This is a genomic window from Halorubrum xinjiangense, from assembly GCF_049604745.1.
GTDB lineage: Archaea > Halobacteriota > Halobacteria > Halobacteriales > Haloferacaceae > Halorubrum > Halorubrum xinjiangense_A.
This window is the reverse complement of record NZ_CP187140.1, coordinates 370227-385783: the sequence shown is the minus strand read 5'-3', so window position 1 is coordinate 385783 and position 15557 is coordinate 370227. Positions and strand designations below refer to the sequence as shown.

Here is a 15557-nt window from a genome sequence, read left to right as displayed (position 1 = left end):
GCGTAAAGACGGTCGGGTGTTCGTGCCTATCTGATCCGCACATAATGTAGCCGATCGCGTACGCAGATTCGCCGGCCGCGCGGTAGGCGTAGGCGGTGACGTCGTTGCCTTCGTTGAGGGGTTGCCCGCAGACTTGGCAAATCGGGTCAGTCGTGTTGAGTGCGATGCGCGTGAACTGGGAGAGAGTTGCGGCGTGTGAGCTGTCGGGTCGCGTCATTCGGTCCTCCCCTCCGCGCTATGAGTGCCAGCTTGCCACGCTTGTCGAGCGGAGAGTGCGCGGCGGGCCGACTCGGTGAGTTGGTACTCGGTCGTGTCGTGGGTTTGTTCGGTAACGAGGTCGCGTTCGATGAGTTCCTTGAGAATGTTACAGATCCGGCTGTGGGAGATGCTGTCGGTGTAGTAGTCGGTGAGTGTATCGTGGAGTGGACGGCTCTCGCTGGTGTCTGTCTGAGAGAGTGCCCAGAGCAGGTCGCGCTGGGTTGCTGAAAGATCGGCAAGCGAGTGGGCAGCCTTCTCGGTTGGGCTAGACATTGTGCCCCTCCACGGTGTCCTCGTCGGCGCTGCGTGTCGTAGCGCACGTTGTACAGAGTGGGCCGTCGAAGGCAGCGTCGTAGCCGTTGGCTGGGTTGGGACACAAACTACAGCTGGAGCTGTTACGGTTCGATCCGTCGGTCGTCTCGCAGGGCTTAAGCCCCACAGTTGCCAGCATTAGCATGGTTCTGTGATCGGGCACAGAACCCGTCCCGGCCGGGTGCTAGTACACCGCGGTCGGGGTTTCAACACTTTCTCACGAGCCGAGAGTTCGTCACTGGGCTCTGTAGCTACTGATCAGTACTGGTGTTACTTTAATGTACTGAAAGTGTTCCAAATAACTTTTCGACCTCCTATTAAATATGGGTCCACCAGAGTAATCTATGAGATATGCTGGTGAATGGATGTCTGCAGCGGACGACCGCATCTTAGAGTATCTATCTGAAAATGAATCCGGCTCCCCAACAAAAATGAAAAGGGAGGGGCCAATACGATATTCTCGTGTACAGGTTCATCGCCGGTGTAAGATACTGGCCGAAAAGGGCCTTGTTAACGATCTCGGAAATGGCGTCTACATGATCACTGAAGATGGCGAGGCATATCTCGAAGGCCGTTTGGATACTGAAAATTGGCAGTATATTGATGAAGAGACTGATGAGGATACCTAGATAGCTCTACTGTCGATCTGTGAATAACGGCTAAGTGTTGTTTTCTGAATCTATAATCATTATTCTGGACTGTCAAATCAGGCTTAACCAACAACGGATCTATTTGAGCGCGGTCGTTGGTTAAAATCGCCCTGTTTAGTTCACCTCTTGGGAAACAGGTTTCGTGGTGTTCCAATATTCGATGGATTATATCGGCGATCGTTCCGGAGAAAACAGCCCTATAGCTCACGTGAAAGAACCAGACGGTCTTCTGATCTCAAATATCGGCCGAGTGAACGGTCGAATAAAGATTTTTTGAGCCCGGAGAAGTTATCGACGTTTTTGATGGTATTTACTCCGATCGAGCTGGATGAGCGTCAAGAAGCGACGTCGGAAGAGGCCGATCGCGAGCGCAATAAGTCCGATCAACCCGAGCCACGTAAGCAGGTACGCGATTCCGAGGTCAACTGTCGACACGGTCCCAGTACGTGAGACGTGAAACAGTAGCTGGGCCGCGAGAAGCACGCCGTTCGTGACGAGCACCCAGCCGACGATGTGCTCGTTCCGAAAGAACCGTGCTACATCGGCGATGCCCGGAATCCCAGAGCGTCCAAAATGAGACAGAAAACATGACGAATGTTCCGGGAACTGTCTGAAAACCGCGTTTTTAACCTCCCCGTCACGAGCGAGGGTCTCGAAGAGCGAGCCTAACCCCTCATCGGCCTTTGCGTAGTGGCCGTGCCGCGTCGTTCGCAGTACGCCGATGTCGACGAGAATATCGAGGTATTTGCCGATCGTCTCGTTATTTTCCACACTGGAGAACCACTTCGAAACTTCGGCGACGGTGTACGCCTCCGTCCAGAACGTGTCTTCGTATTTTGCGCGTGCAAGGTCGTACTGAAAAGTACAAAACAATTCGGCTAGACACACCTTTCTGTGGTTCGCGGGCAGATTTTGTTTCGAGTACGATTCTTCAGAGGTCACAAAGACAGGTCCGTCGACGGCTCCGGAGTCGACTCGCTCGTTCCACCGGGTGATCCGTTCCAGATCGTGTTCCGAGTACAACTGCTCTGGGTCGTGCCGAAACACCCGATTGCGATTGATCTCCGTGTGGCCTGGTGGGACCGGAGGAGCGGGCCGCATCGATATCAGGGTAGGACACGAATTGGCAATATGGCTTTTTGTCTCCAAATTAAATTACTATCTTGAAACAAGCGCCTTCGCGGCGTGGCATTATAAGCTTTTATCGGAATCGACGCCACTCGATTCGGAACAACGGGCAATTATTCCCCACTTGATGCTTCGAGTGCCGATGAACGGCAACCAGACGACGAACACGCTTGAACAGCACGCATCTCGGAGAGAGTACACTGTCCAACTCTTCGAAGAAATGAACAAAGAGCCGGGCACAGTCTCTCACGCAGCCGGAGGGCTGATCGCCACGACAGCGCTCGAAGACGGGGTCGATAAAGTCGTGAATCTGATCAAGGATCCACAGGTATGGAGGGTAGAGGCCTGTCTCAGTGATCGTAGTACGGCAATCAGGATTGCCGATACAGTTGTCACGGTCCCTGAAACGATCGCCACGGCGGTGCGGATCCACTACGAAGACGACGACGGGATCCGGACCCTCCCATTGTTAGGGACAGATACCTCACGAGCCCATCGATACGAGACTGCCGTCGCGCAGTTCCTCTTGACGTTCACGGAGACCGCCAACGGCGCGTCTCTCGACAAAGGCGAGCTGGCCGACAATCTCGGTCGCTGGCATCGGAACCTCACTGGCGACTCGATCAGCCCGGTGTGGATCGGGCGGACGCTTCAGGCGCTTGATGTCGAGACAACCGAGCTGGCAGTCTATGATCGGCGGTGGATCTACGGCGAACTCATGGAGTGATAACGGCTGACGCTAAACGGGCGTCGCCGGACCGTTCGCCTTAGCGCGTATCGGGAATTTCGGCCATTGGACTAAGCATTACCTATTTTTCATGAGATACATTTACCCTTCGAAGTGACATCTGATCCCTCGTTCAGTCGCCCAGCACGGCGTCTGAAATCACCACGCTGTACATCGAGTCGTCAGCGAAGAGTTGGTGTCGAGTCAATAATTACATCGCTTGGAGCATTCGAACACAGCTCCGAGATTACAGATGTCTCTGGCGTCGATTCAAGGCAGTATCTCGCTACTGGATACACCACCGACGTGGTTGACAAAGAACTCACACCGAACGACTATTACGACGAGCTCCGGGTGATTCGGTCGTCGCCGGATCTGTGTCACGAGTCCATTTGTGCGTCCGTTGAGACAGCGTCGGCGGTAACTCGGCGGAAAGAAGCTGACTGCTAATCTGTTCAGGCTACATACGACTGCGCTCGGTTAGTTATCGACGACTGCTTCGTCCACTTCATCATCCGCTTCCGGCTCCTTACCGCTCTCCAGTTCGTCCAGTCGCTCCTCGGCGCGGTCGCGGTCTTCAGGGTACCCGACGTCGATACGCCAGCCGTCCAGCCGAATCGCGTCGATGGTGCGGCCCGACTGGATGAGCAGATCGATCGCGTCGGGAAGTTCGTACTCGCCGCGGTCCGAGGGCTGAACGAGGTGGCACGCGTGGAAGATGGCGGGTGTGAACGTGTAGAAGCCGGTCATCACCAAATTGCTCGGCGGGTCGTCGGGCTTCTCGACGACTTCGATGACCTCCCCGTACTCGTTGGTGTCGAGGACGCCGTAACGAGAGGCTTCCTCGTAGGGCACTTCCTCGACGAGGAACGCGGCGTCGGCGCGGTCCTCTCGCTGGCGGTTGGTGACATCGGGAAGGTTGCCGCGGAAGACGTTGTCACCGAGCATCAGCATGAAGTCGCCGTCGACGTGGGGTTCGGCCTGAAGGATCGCGTGGGCCAGCCCGAGCTGTTCGCGCTGGTGCGTGTACGTGATCGGTACGTCGCGGTACTCGTCGCCGTATCGGTCTATGATCTGTTCGGCCTTGTAGCCGACGACGACGATGAGCTCGGTCGCACCCGCGTCGATGAGATTGTCGAAGACGTCCTCGATGAGGGGTGTCCCGTTGACCTCGACGAGGACCTTCGGCTTGTCATCGGTGAGCGGTCGGAGGCGTGTGCCCTTGCCCGCGGCGAGTACGACTGCTTGCATGGCTAGGGGATACCGAGGTAGTGGGAAATACTTTGTGAGCGAGATATCTCTTCCGAGAGTCATGTGGGAGAGGTATCTTCGCGTCCGACACCTTCCAAACAGCAGTCTTATCAGTCGAGCGCGGGAAAATCGGGTCACTCGAATGACGGACGCCAGCGAGAACATCACGTGGAGAGCAAAGCTGACGGCGTTACGTCGGGTCGCACAGTTTCGGCCAAAGATCACGGCCGTGATCGTGGTGTTGGGCGGAGCCACCGCGTTTTTGGAGGGCATCGGGCTCAGTTTCATTTGGCCCATCCTCGAAGTCGCGCAGGCTGACGAGCCAATCACGCAGGCAGAGGGTCTACTCGGTGTCTTCCTCCGGGTGTACCAGTTCATCGGGATTCCGTTTCGACTGGAGTATCTGATTGTCGGCGTCGGGCTGGCTATGACAGTCCGCTTCACGTTCTCGTTTCTCGTGACGTGGCTGCGGTCGATTCTTCAGACGACGTACGAGGAGTTGCTCCGGACCGAAGCGTTCGACTCCGCGATCGACGCGAAGGTGAGCTACTTCGACGAGGAGGGATCCGACGACATCCTGAACGCGATCATCACCGAGACGCGATACTCCGGGAAAGTGATTCGGTTCGCCGTCCAGTCGATCGAGACGATGTTTCTCGCGCTCGTCTACCTCTCGGTCATGTTCTACATCGCGCCGCGGATGGCGCTCGGCGCGTTGGCGCTGCTTGGCGGGATCACATACCTCCTGCGCGAGGTCATCGAACCCGCCTACACGGTCGGGTCACAGGTGGCAACATCGAACGAGCGCGTGCAGGAGGCAGTTCAGGCGGGAACACAAGGAATCCGAGACGTGAAGCTGTTCGGCCTCGCCCCAGAGTTATTTGAAAACTTCGATGAGTGGATCGGCAAGTACCGCGAGTCGTCAATCAACTTGGGCCGAAACAGGGCGGCCATTCGGAACTTCTACGATCTCGCGGCGGCACTCACGTTGTTCGCGCTCATCTACGCTGGTTTCACCTACAGCGGCCTCGCGCTCGGTGCGCTCGGAATCTTCTTCCTCGCGATGTTCCGGCTCGCGCCGTTAGTGAGTCGCCTGAACAGTAATTTCTATAATATGGAAGGAAATCTCCCACACCTTATCCGGACGCAGGAGTTTGTGGAAGAACTCGACGGTCGCCGAGAATCGGAGGGCGAGGCCGATCCCGGGCGTGTCTCGACGATCGAATTCGACGACGTTCGATTCTCGTACAACGACGACGAACAGGTGCTGGACGAGATTTCCTTTACAATCGACCGCGGCGAGTTCGTTGCGTTCGTTGGTCAGTCGGGCGCCGGGAAGTCAACGATCGTCTCGCTCCTAGCCCGGTTCTACGATCCCGACGCTGGTGAAATCACGGCAGACGGGACGCCCATCAACGAGTTCGATCTTCGAGCGTGGCGTGACCGCATTGCGGTAGTCCGCCAGCAGCCGTTCATTTTCAACGACACGCTGGAAGGCAACGTCACGGTCGGGAATCGTGATGCGTCGCGCGAGGCGGTAGAGGAGGTGTGTGCGATCGCGAAAGTGGACGAGTTTGCGGACGACCTCCCGAACGGGTACGACTCGCAGCTGGGCGATGACGGCGTTCGATTGTCTGGCGGTCAGCGTCAGCGTGTCGCGCTGGCTCGGGCGTTATTGACTGATGCGGATTTCCTCGTATTAGACGAGGCGACTAGTGATTTAGATTCGAGTTTGGAAAAAGAGGTCCAGGCGTCGATCGAAGCGATGGACCGCGATTACGGAATGATCGCGATCGCTCACCGGCTGTCGACGGTACAGAACGCAGATCAGATTTATACAATTGACAGCGGAGAAATTGTGGAAGCAGGGACGCACGAAGAGTTGCTCGGTGCCGGTGGTGATTACGCCGATTTGTACACTATCCAGTCAGAGGGGTGATCCGAATGAGCAATCGAGACAGTGAATATTGGTATTGGAAATCGCATCCGAACGTTTATTCTCGATAGTTTCGGTTGCTTAGGTAGAACAGATGGTCGACGTGGTATTTTCCGATGTCGACGGTGTCCTAACGGACTCGTCTATCAACATCGGTAACGACGGAGAGAGTTTCAAATCGTTCGACGTGAAAGACGGATACGGGATCGTCGAGTGGCACAATCACGATGACAATGAGTTTGTCATCGTCACCTCTCGATCTTCGGCCGCAGTCAAACACCGAGCCACGGAACTCGGGATCGATGAAGTACACCAAGGAGTGACAAATAAGCAGGAGACAATTACGCAAATTGCGGAGCGTCTCGGAGCGGACCTCAATGATGCGGCGTATATCGGCGACGACCTGAGCGACGTGGAAGCGATGGAGGCTGTCGGAAAAGCTTGCTGTCCAGCAGATGCTGTTTCTAAAGTCAAAGACGAGTGCTCCTACGTCAGCCCCCGAAACGGTGGACACGGAGCGGTACGAGACATACTTGAACATCTCAGTAATGATTCCACGACCGCCCTCGGAGTGATCCCGGCGCGATACGGATCCACGAGACTACCGGGAAAGCCGCTGGTCGAACTTGACGGGAAACCAATGATACAGCATGTGTATGAACGAGCAGATCGGGCGGACTTGCTCGATGTACTGGTCGTCGCAACCGACGACGAGCGGATCGTCGAGGCAGTCGAAGCCGTCGATGGTACCGCGGTGATGACGGATCCGGACCACGCTACCGGAACGGACCGCGTGGCTGAAGTCGCAGCGGAACTCGGGTTCGATTTCACGCTCAACATCCAGGGCGATGAGCCACTCATCGACCCGGATGTCATCGATTCGATCGTTCAGTCGCTGCGGGAAAACCACCCCGACGTCGCGACACCGGTTTCGCCGATCGACGACTCATCGCTACTTGATGACGAGAACACCGTCAAGGTCGTCGCCGACGCCAATGGACGGGCGCTCTACTTCTCCCGTTCGCGGATCCCTGCCAACGGAACTACGGACGACACGTACAAACACATCGGGCTGTACGGGTTCAAAACGGATCTGCTGCTCGACTACGTTGACATGGAGTCCGATCTCGAAGCCGCCGAAGACTTGGAACAGCTTCGATTGCTTGAAAACGGACACGAGATACAGACTGTCCTTACTGACTACGACGCAGCCGAAGTCAACGTGGAAAGTGATATACCGATGGTAGAGAAAAAACTCCGACAAGAAGATGAGCATGAAACTTAACGACGATATTTCGGTCTCCAACGACGATTCCTTTTTTCTGATCGCGGGACCTTGCGTGATCGAATCCGAGGAGTTTGTGTTAGAAACGGCGTTGCGGCTTAAAGAGATCGCAGCCCGATACGACGTTGACCTCGTATTTAAGAGTTCATTCGACAAGGCGAACCGATCGTCGATCACCTCGTATCGCGGCCCGGGGTTAGAACGGGGGCTGGAGATCCTCCAACGGGTGAAAGACGAGTACGATCTCCCGGTGATCACGGACTTCCACGTTCCCGATCAAGCGGCGCGGGTCGCTGAGGTCGTTGACGTGCTCCAGATCCCGGCGTTTCTCTCGCGGCAGACGGATATGCTCACCGCAGCGGGCGAGACCGGTCTGCCGATCAACGTCAAGAAGGGGCAGTTCCTCTCCGCCGACGGGATGGACAACGTCGTGAACAAGATCGAGTCGACCGGTAACAACCGAGCCATGCTCTGTGAGCGCGGTGCGATGTTCGGCTATAACAACCTCGTCGTCGATATGCGGAATTTGGATATTATGAAGGAACTCGGCAGGCCGGTCGTGTTCGACACGACGCACTCCGTACAGCGACCGGGATCGAAAGGCGACTCAAGCGGTGGGGATCGTCGCTTTGCGCCGACGCTGGCACGGGCTGCGCTCGGAGCCGGAGTGGCGGGTATCTTCGCTGAAGTACATCCCGATCCGCCGTCAGCTAAATGTGATGCGGCGACACAACTTCCGCTTGATGAATTCGAATCGCTCGTCAAACAATGGAAAGCGGTTGATGAAGCGGTGAAAAATGACTAGTGAAGAACAACAGTCGGTGAACGACGAGATTCGAGATGCAATCTCGCAGGCTGTTTCGGTTCAATCCGGCGCTATCAATACGCTTAGCAACGAGGAGACAATCGAACAGATCTATCGAGTTGCGCATGAAATAGACGAAGCCGATGGCCGTGTAGCATTTTCGGGGATTGGCAAGTCAGGCGATGTCGCCAAGAAGATCGTCGATACGTTCAACAGTATCGGAGTGACTTCGCATTTCGTCCATCCTGTTGAGGCGCTTCACGGGGATCTCGGGGCGCTGTCGTCAGGGGATGTAATGATACTTATCTCAAATAGCGGTAACACCGACGAAATGGTGGAACTGCTGAAATTCATCGGGCACTTCGACCCGACAACAGTTGCTATCACATCAGATCCGGATTCCGAACTCGCACAACAGTCGGAATACCATATCAACACGAAGGTCACCGATGAGGGGGCCGTTGTCGATCTCGTTCCGATGGCCAGTGCAACCGCCACGATGGTCGTCGGTGACTGTCTCGCAAACGCGCTGATGGCGATGCAGGACTTCGATAGAACCCAGTATGGCCACTTCCATCCTGGGGGAACAATCGGGAAGCGGCTTCTTTTGGACGTCAGTGATCTCCTCTATACAGATATTCCACGAACGAAGCCATCTGATACACTAGCTGAGGTTACTGTACAGATGAGCAAGGGTAGTAAAGGAATAGCAGTCATTCGTGACGAACAGGATGTTGTTCTAGGTATTTTGACGGATGGGGACATTCGACGCCTCGTTGAGGCAGAAACTGATTTTAATGAAGTAGCCGCAAGGAAGGTTATGACTACAGATCCTATCGTTATTTCACCGGAAGCTTCTGCTATTAAGGCACTTGAAATCATTGAAGGTCATGACATCACACAGATCGTCGTCACAGATAGAGAAAACAAATTTAAAGGTGTTATTCACCTACATGATATCATGAAAGAAGGCTTATCGAGTTAATTTAGAATGGCGGTTCAACTAATTCGCTTATCAAACATTGAAGTATATATGGAATGCTTTGCCTGATTAACCCATGGAGAAGCTTAGGCGGTTAGCTCAAATTGCGAGAGACGATGGGGCTTTTGAAGCCTGTAAACAGAGTATCAGATATGGTGCTAATCAGTTACCAGACTTCATCTGGTACCCGTTCGTTATTTATGGGTTACTACAAGACGGACGGAGCTTACAAGATATTGAATATCTATTACAAAACAATAGAGACCGCCATGATGCGTTAGTAGGGCCAGATCGACTATATTTGTCTACAATTTATCCAAAGACGTACACTAGGGCTCAGCATTATTATCGGTACGTATTTGCTGCGAACATAGTAGTCGAAACAGAAATGAGTAGAGTGTTGGACATAGCTGCTGGACTAAGCTATGGAACTAATATCTTCAAAACAAAATTAGATAGCGAGTTTGAGTATATCGCAGGCGATATCTCTGTAGATGCGCTCGCCTACGGTCAAAAATACTATTCACCCGACAATAGCATTCAAGCGGACGGCCAACACTTACCACTTGATGCCAATTCAGTAGATATGGTTATATCTTTTGAAACGATGGAACACATTCCTAACGTAGAAGAATACTTGAAAGAACTAAACCGTATTGTCAGTTCCAATGGCGATCTATTTTTTAGTGTCCCAAATGATGAAGACTTAGATTCAAAAGAAGAACACAACGTCAAAGAATACCCACATAGGAGCACATTTGACTATAAAAAATTTCGAAATACACTAAATGACTACTTCCCTGAACGAAACCTAACCGTATTTGCGCAGGAATATCCTTCAGATGTAAAGGAGCCCATGGAAATTCAGGGTATGCCTCCCGGCTTTTCAGAAGTAAATGGGCAACGAGAGATAGAAGACCAATCAACGTTACTAGCACACATCAACTAAGACTCCGTTCTTCACAAAGCTGGTTAGTTAGACCGACTGCTTGCTGAAGGAATGTCTACAACTGACGACGCCGCGACGGGGTGGGCGTCGTCTCTGGTGGTGGCCGTACAAGAGTTGATCATATGATTTGGTGAACAGCAGGGACTGCCCGACGCACCGCGACGGCCGTCCCTGCGAACCGCCCACCTGACGGCCGGTCCCACCGGTAATCATCGGCCGGCAATGCGTCTCAACCGGTGCGATCCTTTGTAAGACTTAGCCAATATCTTGTCGTCGCGTTAAGTTAGAGGATGAGGCGGACGATTTCTGAGTGTCTATGGCAGAATTCGACCGCCTCAGCGAACGTATCACGTGGATCGACTTGTCGTTTGTGGAGCGAGATCGAACTCCACGCTGGGCGATTGAAGTAGGGATCCGCTGTCACTTGGCCGGTATGTCACTTCGGGAGGTAAGTAAACATCTTGAACTATTTGGGATCAAGCGGAGTCACGTCGCGATCCATAATTGGGTTCACAAAGCCGATTTACAGCCGATCTCGACCGTCTCAGAGGATCAACTCGCGGTTGACGAGAAGATGATCCGCCTCCACGGCCAGCAGTTCTGGCTGTACGGCGCGGTTGATCCACAGACGAACGAGATCCTCCACGTGAGCCTCTATCCAACCGCAAATAAACAGACGACGCGATGGTTTCTCACCGAGCTCCACCGGCGCTATCAGCTCGATAACGTCGAATTTCTCGTCGATGACGCAGACTATCTCGGATCAGTACTCGCTGAAGACGGCTATCGATTTCAAGTCATTCGACATGGAAATCGGAACGCCATCGAACGTGTCTTTTGGGAGATAGAACGCCGAACATCATCTTTTGCGAATAGTTTTAGCAATGTCGCGCTAGAGACAGCTCAAAACTGGCTCGAAGCCTTCGCAGTCTACCACAATTCACGCCAAACTTAACGCGACCTATCTTGTCAAAACTACCTCGAAAATTGTACTGGCTCTCCCTCAATCATCCGCTGTATAACCGTCTTGTAAGGTTGACCTGCTAAGTCCTCAGGAGTGACCGGATACTTTTTACGGCTATACGTGCCCTCGCTCTTGTAGAACTCTACTGGGATATGCTTACGCTCAAAAAAGTAATGTGCGTATCGTTGAGCAAGACACTCTGTAGACGATGTATCGAACCCTTGCGAAAGTTCGTCTAAGTACTCTCTGTAATCCTCTGGGTTCGTTGCGTCGTGGGTGAATCCAAGATCGCGGTAATGAGGATCGCCAGCGACAATTACCGGAATCCCTTCGTAGGCCATTTCGAGACCGATGATCGAATTGTAGACGATACCCACATCGATGTCCCTGATCATCACGTATGGATTCACGTCACTATCTGGTTCAAGGAGAATAATGTTCTCTGGGAGCGTCCCACAGTAGTCACGTATCCACGTCGAGACTTGCTGATTCGTTCCGTGTTTTGCTTCGGCGGGGTGTGTTTTGATGACCAGTAATTCGTCTGGGTTAGACTCAAACCAATCTAGTGTCGTCTCTAACCATTCAAATGGATCGCTGTATGCTCCCTCTTTGGCTTCAAGAGATGCATCCCAAATAAGATTCGTGAATAGGCCAATAGCTGTGTCGAACCCCTCAACATCAACTGAAGCGTCGTCGTAGGAGACATAATCGGATTTCGTGTTGATGCCTTCCATCCGTTGTGACATCGTTTCATCAACGGTGTTCTTTTCTTCAGCAGTCAATGATGTGTCCACGATCTCAGATAGTAGATCCGCATCAGAAAACCAGGCTAGATACTGACGATTATCAGTCTTGCCGAACACAAGATCTTGAGACTTGTATCCCCAGTCAACGCTATAGCCGGTGATTCCTGCTTGTTCACCGCAGAACAGAGGGATTCCACCCTGTATATATGTTTCTTCAAACGCGACAAGCACCTCTACATCGTATTTTGAGAGTAGATTTTCAGTAGCATCGTTGATCATCATTGCGGCTGTACAGAACGCGTTCCAGACACCCTCGTTGCGCTTCGAAAGATCTGTTATGTGGTGTCTCTTGTAGTATTTTTTCAGCGACGACTGGACGAATGATGTTAGGTCGTTCTCTCGGTATGTGAATGTCGGCGGAGTAGAGTCTTTAGCAAGTGTTTCGTACTCGTCCAAATCCCGCTGAGTATTTTCTGAGAGTTTCTCAGCAGTTGCATTAAATTTGGAAGACAGCTTTTGTGGAAATTCTGAGCAACTTTTCCCGCACTCGTTGTCATCTGAATTCACGGTATTACTTGGACAGATCGGCAACATACCGTCGTTGAATAAATAAACCGGCTCATAGCCCCGGATTTTGAAGGCGTGACCGATCACGGCTTGTCTATATAAGCAGTCCGTGTACCCAGGGATCATTGGAAGTAGTACTACACCCTCTGGATTCTCCAGTTCATACCGTCTAATCTCATCATCAAGATTCCGTAAGTAGACCGGCGGGAAATAAGACGGCGAAAGATAAGACCAAGTAGAATAGAGTGCTGAAGACAGACCATCCTGCTGTTGTATTTCTACAAATCTTTTCACTTTGTCCAGTCCCATCAAATTGAGAATGTGACTCCCATCACTAAATCCTGCCGTCTAACAATACGACTGAGAGAAGTAGGGGTTACGGTTCCAACTCCGGTTGATTGATATGAATCGAACCACCCTATACGAGTATGACAAAACGGGTACTCGTAACAGGTGGGGCCGGATTTCTTGGGAGCCACTTGTGTGAACGACTACTGTCTGATGGACACGAAGTGATATGCCTCGATAATTTCGGTAGTGGACAGAGAAAAAATATTGAGGAACTCGAAGATCACCCCTCGTTTACCGTTAACGACCGCGACGTTCGTATCCCAGGATCGCTTCCGTCTGTGGATCGGATCTATCACCTCGCATCCCGGGCTTCTCCAGCGGACTTCACCGACTTCCCTGTCAACATCGCGTTAGCGAATACGCAGGGGACACGCAGACTCTTGGACCACGCCCGTGCCTGTGACGCGCGGATGGTGTTCGCCAGTACGAGTGAAGTCTACGGCGATCCCGAAGTACATCCGCAACCAGAAACTTATACAGGGAATGTGAATATTCGAGGGGTTCGTGGCTGTTATGACGAATCTAAACGCTTCGGAGAGACACTCACCGTTGCGTACCAGCGAAAACACAACGTTGATGCCCGAACTATCCGAATTTTCAACACGTACGGGCCGCGTATGCGTCCTGACGACGGGAGGGTTGTTCCGACGTTCATCACGCAAGCGCTGCGCGGTGAAGACCTCACGATCTACGGTGACGGCGAACAGACCCGCAGTTTCTGCTACGTTGACGATCTGATTACCGGGCTTGTATCCCTGATGCGTGTCGAGAATCCTGAGCACGACGTGTACAATATTGGGAAAGAGAACGAACGGACAATCAAAGAACTCGCATACGAAGTGCTGGATATTGTCGATACAACCTCTGACATCACCTATGAACCGCTTCCCGAAGATGATCCGAGCCAACGCAAGCCGGATATTACACGAGCTAAGACAGAACTAAATTGGGAGCCAGAAATACACCTGGCTGAAGGATTAGAAAAGACAATCGATCATTTCGAATCAAATCTCTTATGAAGAACACATGAACGAAAACAGTAGCTTGCTGCCGACATTACCCCAGAAGATATATCAATATTATTCAAGAAATGGGATAACCGACTTACTCAAAGAATCAGTACCATTCCTAACAAGGCGAATAGTTGACCGACAAAAGATCACAGCCGACGATATTGCCAGACAAGCGAATACTCATCAATTCTGGGAAGAGAGCAAGGAAAGTAGTTTCTCCATCTCAGAGCCGAACAACCAACGACTACGCCGGGAATTTAAATCATATCCAAAAAAATTCGACCCCCACCCTGGGACGGTGTATGAGATCAAAGACTGTGATTTGACAGGTCCCCATGCCATCGGGTTATATAAAGGAGAGAATCTCATATCCGAAACTTCTGGGTCACGTATTTCCAATATGTTTGTTGGTTCTAGAGGTGAAATCATAATACATAACACCAAATCACGGTTCAAAATAAGGCCTGACAAATTAAATGAGAGTGTGTTCCCGCTCATATGCCCAGATCCAAGTTACTATCATTGGATGATGGAATATCTACCTAAGCTTCGACTTCTTGAATTATATCAGAAAGAAACAGGGGAAGAACCTACTTTGTTGATTGAGTCAGACCCACGAGACTTCGTATGTAATACACTCAAAGCAGTTGGCTATGACTCTACTCAGTATACGGAATGGGACCAGCAAGAGACAAGAGTCGAAAAGCTAATTGTTACTACGCACCGTCCACACGTTTTCAATTACGAAACACCCGAACTATCAAATTATAATCCATCAGTCAGGGACTTCAGTTGGTTGCGTGACCGAATGAGATCGAATATGCCTGACTCAGACACCAATTCGGATAATATAAAGAAGGCCTACATTTCTCGCCAGGAAGCTAGTAGAGAGAGGATGGTGGTTAATCAGAACCAACTTAATGAAATTTTAGAAAAATACGGGTTCGAGACGTATAAACTAGAAACACTTCCCTTCAAAGAGCAATTAGAGATCTTTTATAAAGCGGATATAATTATGGGACCACATGGTGCTGGTCTTTTGAATATGATATTCGCGGACAACCCAACAATAATTGAATTGTTTCCCGAATCAGTAATAAAACCCCACTTTTACTTTTTGGCTGATATGTTTGACTTTGACTACACATCGATGGTTACCAAATCTGAAGGAAATAATTTAATAATAGATCCAGACGAGCTAGATGAGCTACTCAATGACATATCTGACTAGAAATCACAATCAGCAGTCTGATCTAACACAAGCTGTGCTCGGGCGGTAACCGAGTTATCAACCGGTTTCAGTCATTTTGTAAGCGCTTTTTATGATGAATCTAGTACCTTCACCTACAAGTCCCTGTGTATTTGCCCGTTTCAGTACGAGAAGCAGGCCGGTGGTTGGAACACCGACCCAGAGGGCTGTCAAGAGGACAACCCATGTAAATTACGCTGCTGACACAAGTGAATTATTCGGACTGACGGGTAGCACCGGGCGTGACGCCGAGAGGCTGACCTGCTTGATACGCAGGTCCGCGGTATGCTCGTACCCGAGGCAATCGAACAGAGCGACGAATTGCGTGACCGACCCGTAAAGGTTCTCTGACCGGCCTGTGGTGAGGAAGTCGAGCGGTACGAA

14 protein-coding genes and 1 pseudogene are annotated in these 15557 nt (G+C 51.7%); 11 read left to right on the top strand and 4 right to left on the bottom strand.

The window, feature by feature from the left end:
- Window positions 1-213 precede the first annotated feature (213 nt).
- Window positions 214-531 (bottom strand): PadR family transcriptional regulator, encoded by a 318-nt coding sequence (locus ACOZ35_RS02835; RefSeq protein WP_424014968.1) that lies wholly within the window; start codon window positions 529-531, stop codon window positions 214-216.
- Between the two features lie 383 nt (window positions 532-914).
- Between ACOZ35_RS02835 and ACOZ35_RS02830 the strand changes: the two genes are divergently transcribed.
- On the top strand, window positions 915-1199 hold the full coding sequence (locus tag ACOZ35_RS02830; protein ID WP_159368477.1) for a MarR family transcriptional regulator: 285 nt from the start codon (window positions 915-917) through the stop codon (window positions 1197-1199).
- A 309-nt stretch (window positions 1200-1508) separates the two neighbouring features.
- Here the strand turns inward: ACOZ35_RS02830 and ACOZ35_RS02825 are convergent, their stop codons facing one another.
- On the bottom strand, window positions 1509-2162 hold the full coding sequence (locus tag ACOZ35_RS02825; protein ID WP_424014967.1) for a hypothetical protein: 654 nt from the start codon (window positions 2160-2162) through the stop codon (window positions 1509-1511).
- Between the two features lie 328 nt (window positions 2163-2490).
- On the opposite strand from ACOZ35_RS02825, the gene ACOZ35_RS02820 reads away from it, so the two are divergent.
- Entirely contained in the window at window positions 2491-3075 is a 585-nt protein-coding gene (locus tag ACOZ35_RS02820) for a hypothetical protein (RefSeq protein WP_424014966.1), read from the top strand.
- A 480-nt stretch (window positions 3076-3555) separates the two neighbouring features.
- Here the strand turns inward: ACOZ35_RS02820 and aglF are convergent, their stop codons facing one another.
- Window positions 3556-4326, bottom strand: a complete 771-nt coding sequence (gene aglF, locus ACOZ35_RS02815; protein ID WP_424014965.1) for a UTP--glucose-1-phosphate uridylyltransferase AglF — start codon at window positions 4324-4326, stop codon at window positions 3556-3558.
- Window positions 4327-4468: 142 nt separating this feature from the next.
- Between aglF and ACOZ35_RS02810 the strand changes: the two genes are divergently transcribed.
- The 7 genes and pseudogenes from ACOZ35_RS02810 (at window position 4469) to ACOZ35_RS02780 (ending at window position 11238) form a co-directional block, all read left to right on the top strand.
- Window positions 4469-6265, top strand: coding sequence for an ABC transporter ATP-binding protein (locus tag ACOZ35_RS02810; RefSeq protein WP_424014964.1), 1797 nt, complete (start codon window positions 4469-4471; stop codon window positions 6263-6265).
- Between the two features lie 91 nt (window positions 6266-6356).
- Window positions 6357-7547, top strand: a complete 1191-nt coding sequence (gene kdsB, locus ACOZ35_RS02805; protein WP_424014963.1) for a 3-deoxy-manno-octulosonate cytidylyltransferase — start codon at window positions 6357-6359, stop codon at window positions 7545-7547.
- Window positions 7531-8352: a 3-deoxy-8-phosphooctulonate synthase gene (gene kdsA / locus ACOZ35_RS02800; protein WP_424014962.1), complete on the top strand. Its 822-nt coding sequence runs from the start codon at window positions 7531-7533 to the stop codon at window positions 8350-8352. The genes kdsB and kdsA overlap by 17 nt, the downstream gene beginning before the upstream one ends.
- Window positions 8345-9337 (top strand): KpsF/GutQ family sugar-phosphate isomerase, encoded by a 993-nt coding sequence (locus tag ACOZ35_RS02795; RefSeq protein WP_424014961.1) that lies wholly within the window; start codon window positions 8345-8347, stop codon window positions 9335-9337. The genes kdsA and ACOZ35_RS02795 overlap by 8 nt, the downstream gene beginning before the upstream one ends.
- Window positions 9338-9410: 73 nt before the next feature.
- Window positions 9411-10283, top strand: a complete 873-nt coding sequence (locus tag ACOZ35_RS02790) for a class I SAM-dependent methyltransferase (protein ID WP_424014960.1) — start codon at window positions 9411-9413, stop codon at window positions 10281-10283.
- 61 nt (window positions 10284-10344) lie between these two features.
- A pseudogene (locus ACOZ35_RS02785) lies at window positions 10345-10492 on the top strand (ISH3 family transposase); the annotation flags it as partial.
- 107 nt (window positions 10493-10599) lie between these two features.
- Window positions 10600-11238 (top strand): IS6 family transposase, encoded by a 639-nt coding sequence (locus ACOZ35_RS02780; RefSeq protein ID WP_424014959.1) that lies wholly within the window; start codon window positions 10600-10602, stop codon window positions 11236-11238.
- 20 nt (window positions 11239-11258) lie between these two features.
- Here ACOZ35_RS02780 and ACOZ35_RS02775 read toward each other — a convergent pair whose 3' ends face one another.
- Complete coding sequence (locus ACOZ35_RS02775; protein ID WP_424014958.1) at window positions 11259-12869, bottom strand: hypothetical protein; 1611 nt, start codon at window positions 12867-12869, stop codon at window positions 11259-11261.
- 119 nt (window positions 12870-12988) lie between these two features.
- Between ACOZ35_RS02775 and ACOZ35_RS02770 the strand changes: the two genes are divergently transcribed.
- Entirely contained in the window at window positions 12989-13930 is a 942-nt protein-coding gene (locus tag ACOZ35_RS02770; RefSeq protein WP_424014957.1) for a UDP-glucuronic acid decarboxylase family protein, read from the top strand.
- Between the two features lie 7 nt (window positions 13931-13937).
- Window positions 13938-15155, top strand: coding sequence for a glycosyltransferase family 61 protein (locus ACOZ35_RS02765; RefSeq protein WP_424014956.1), 1218 nt, complete (start codon window positions 13938-13940; stop codon window positions 15153-15155).
- Window positions 15156-15557: the final 402 nt, after the last annotated feature.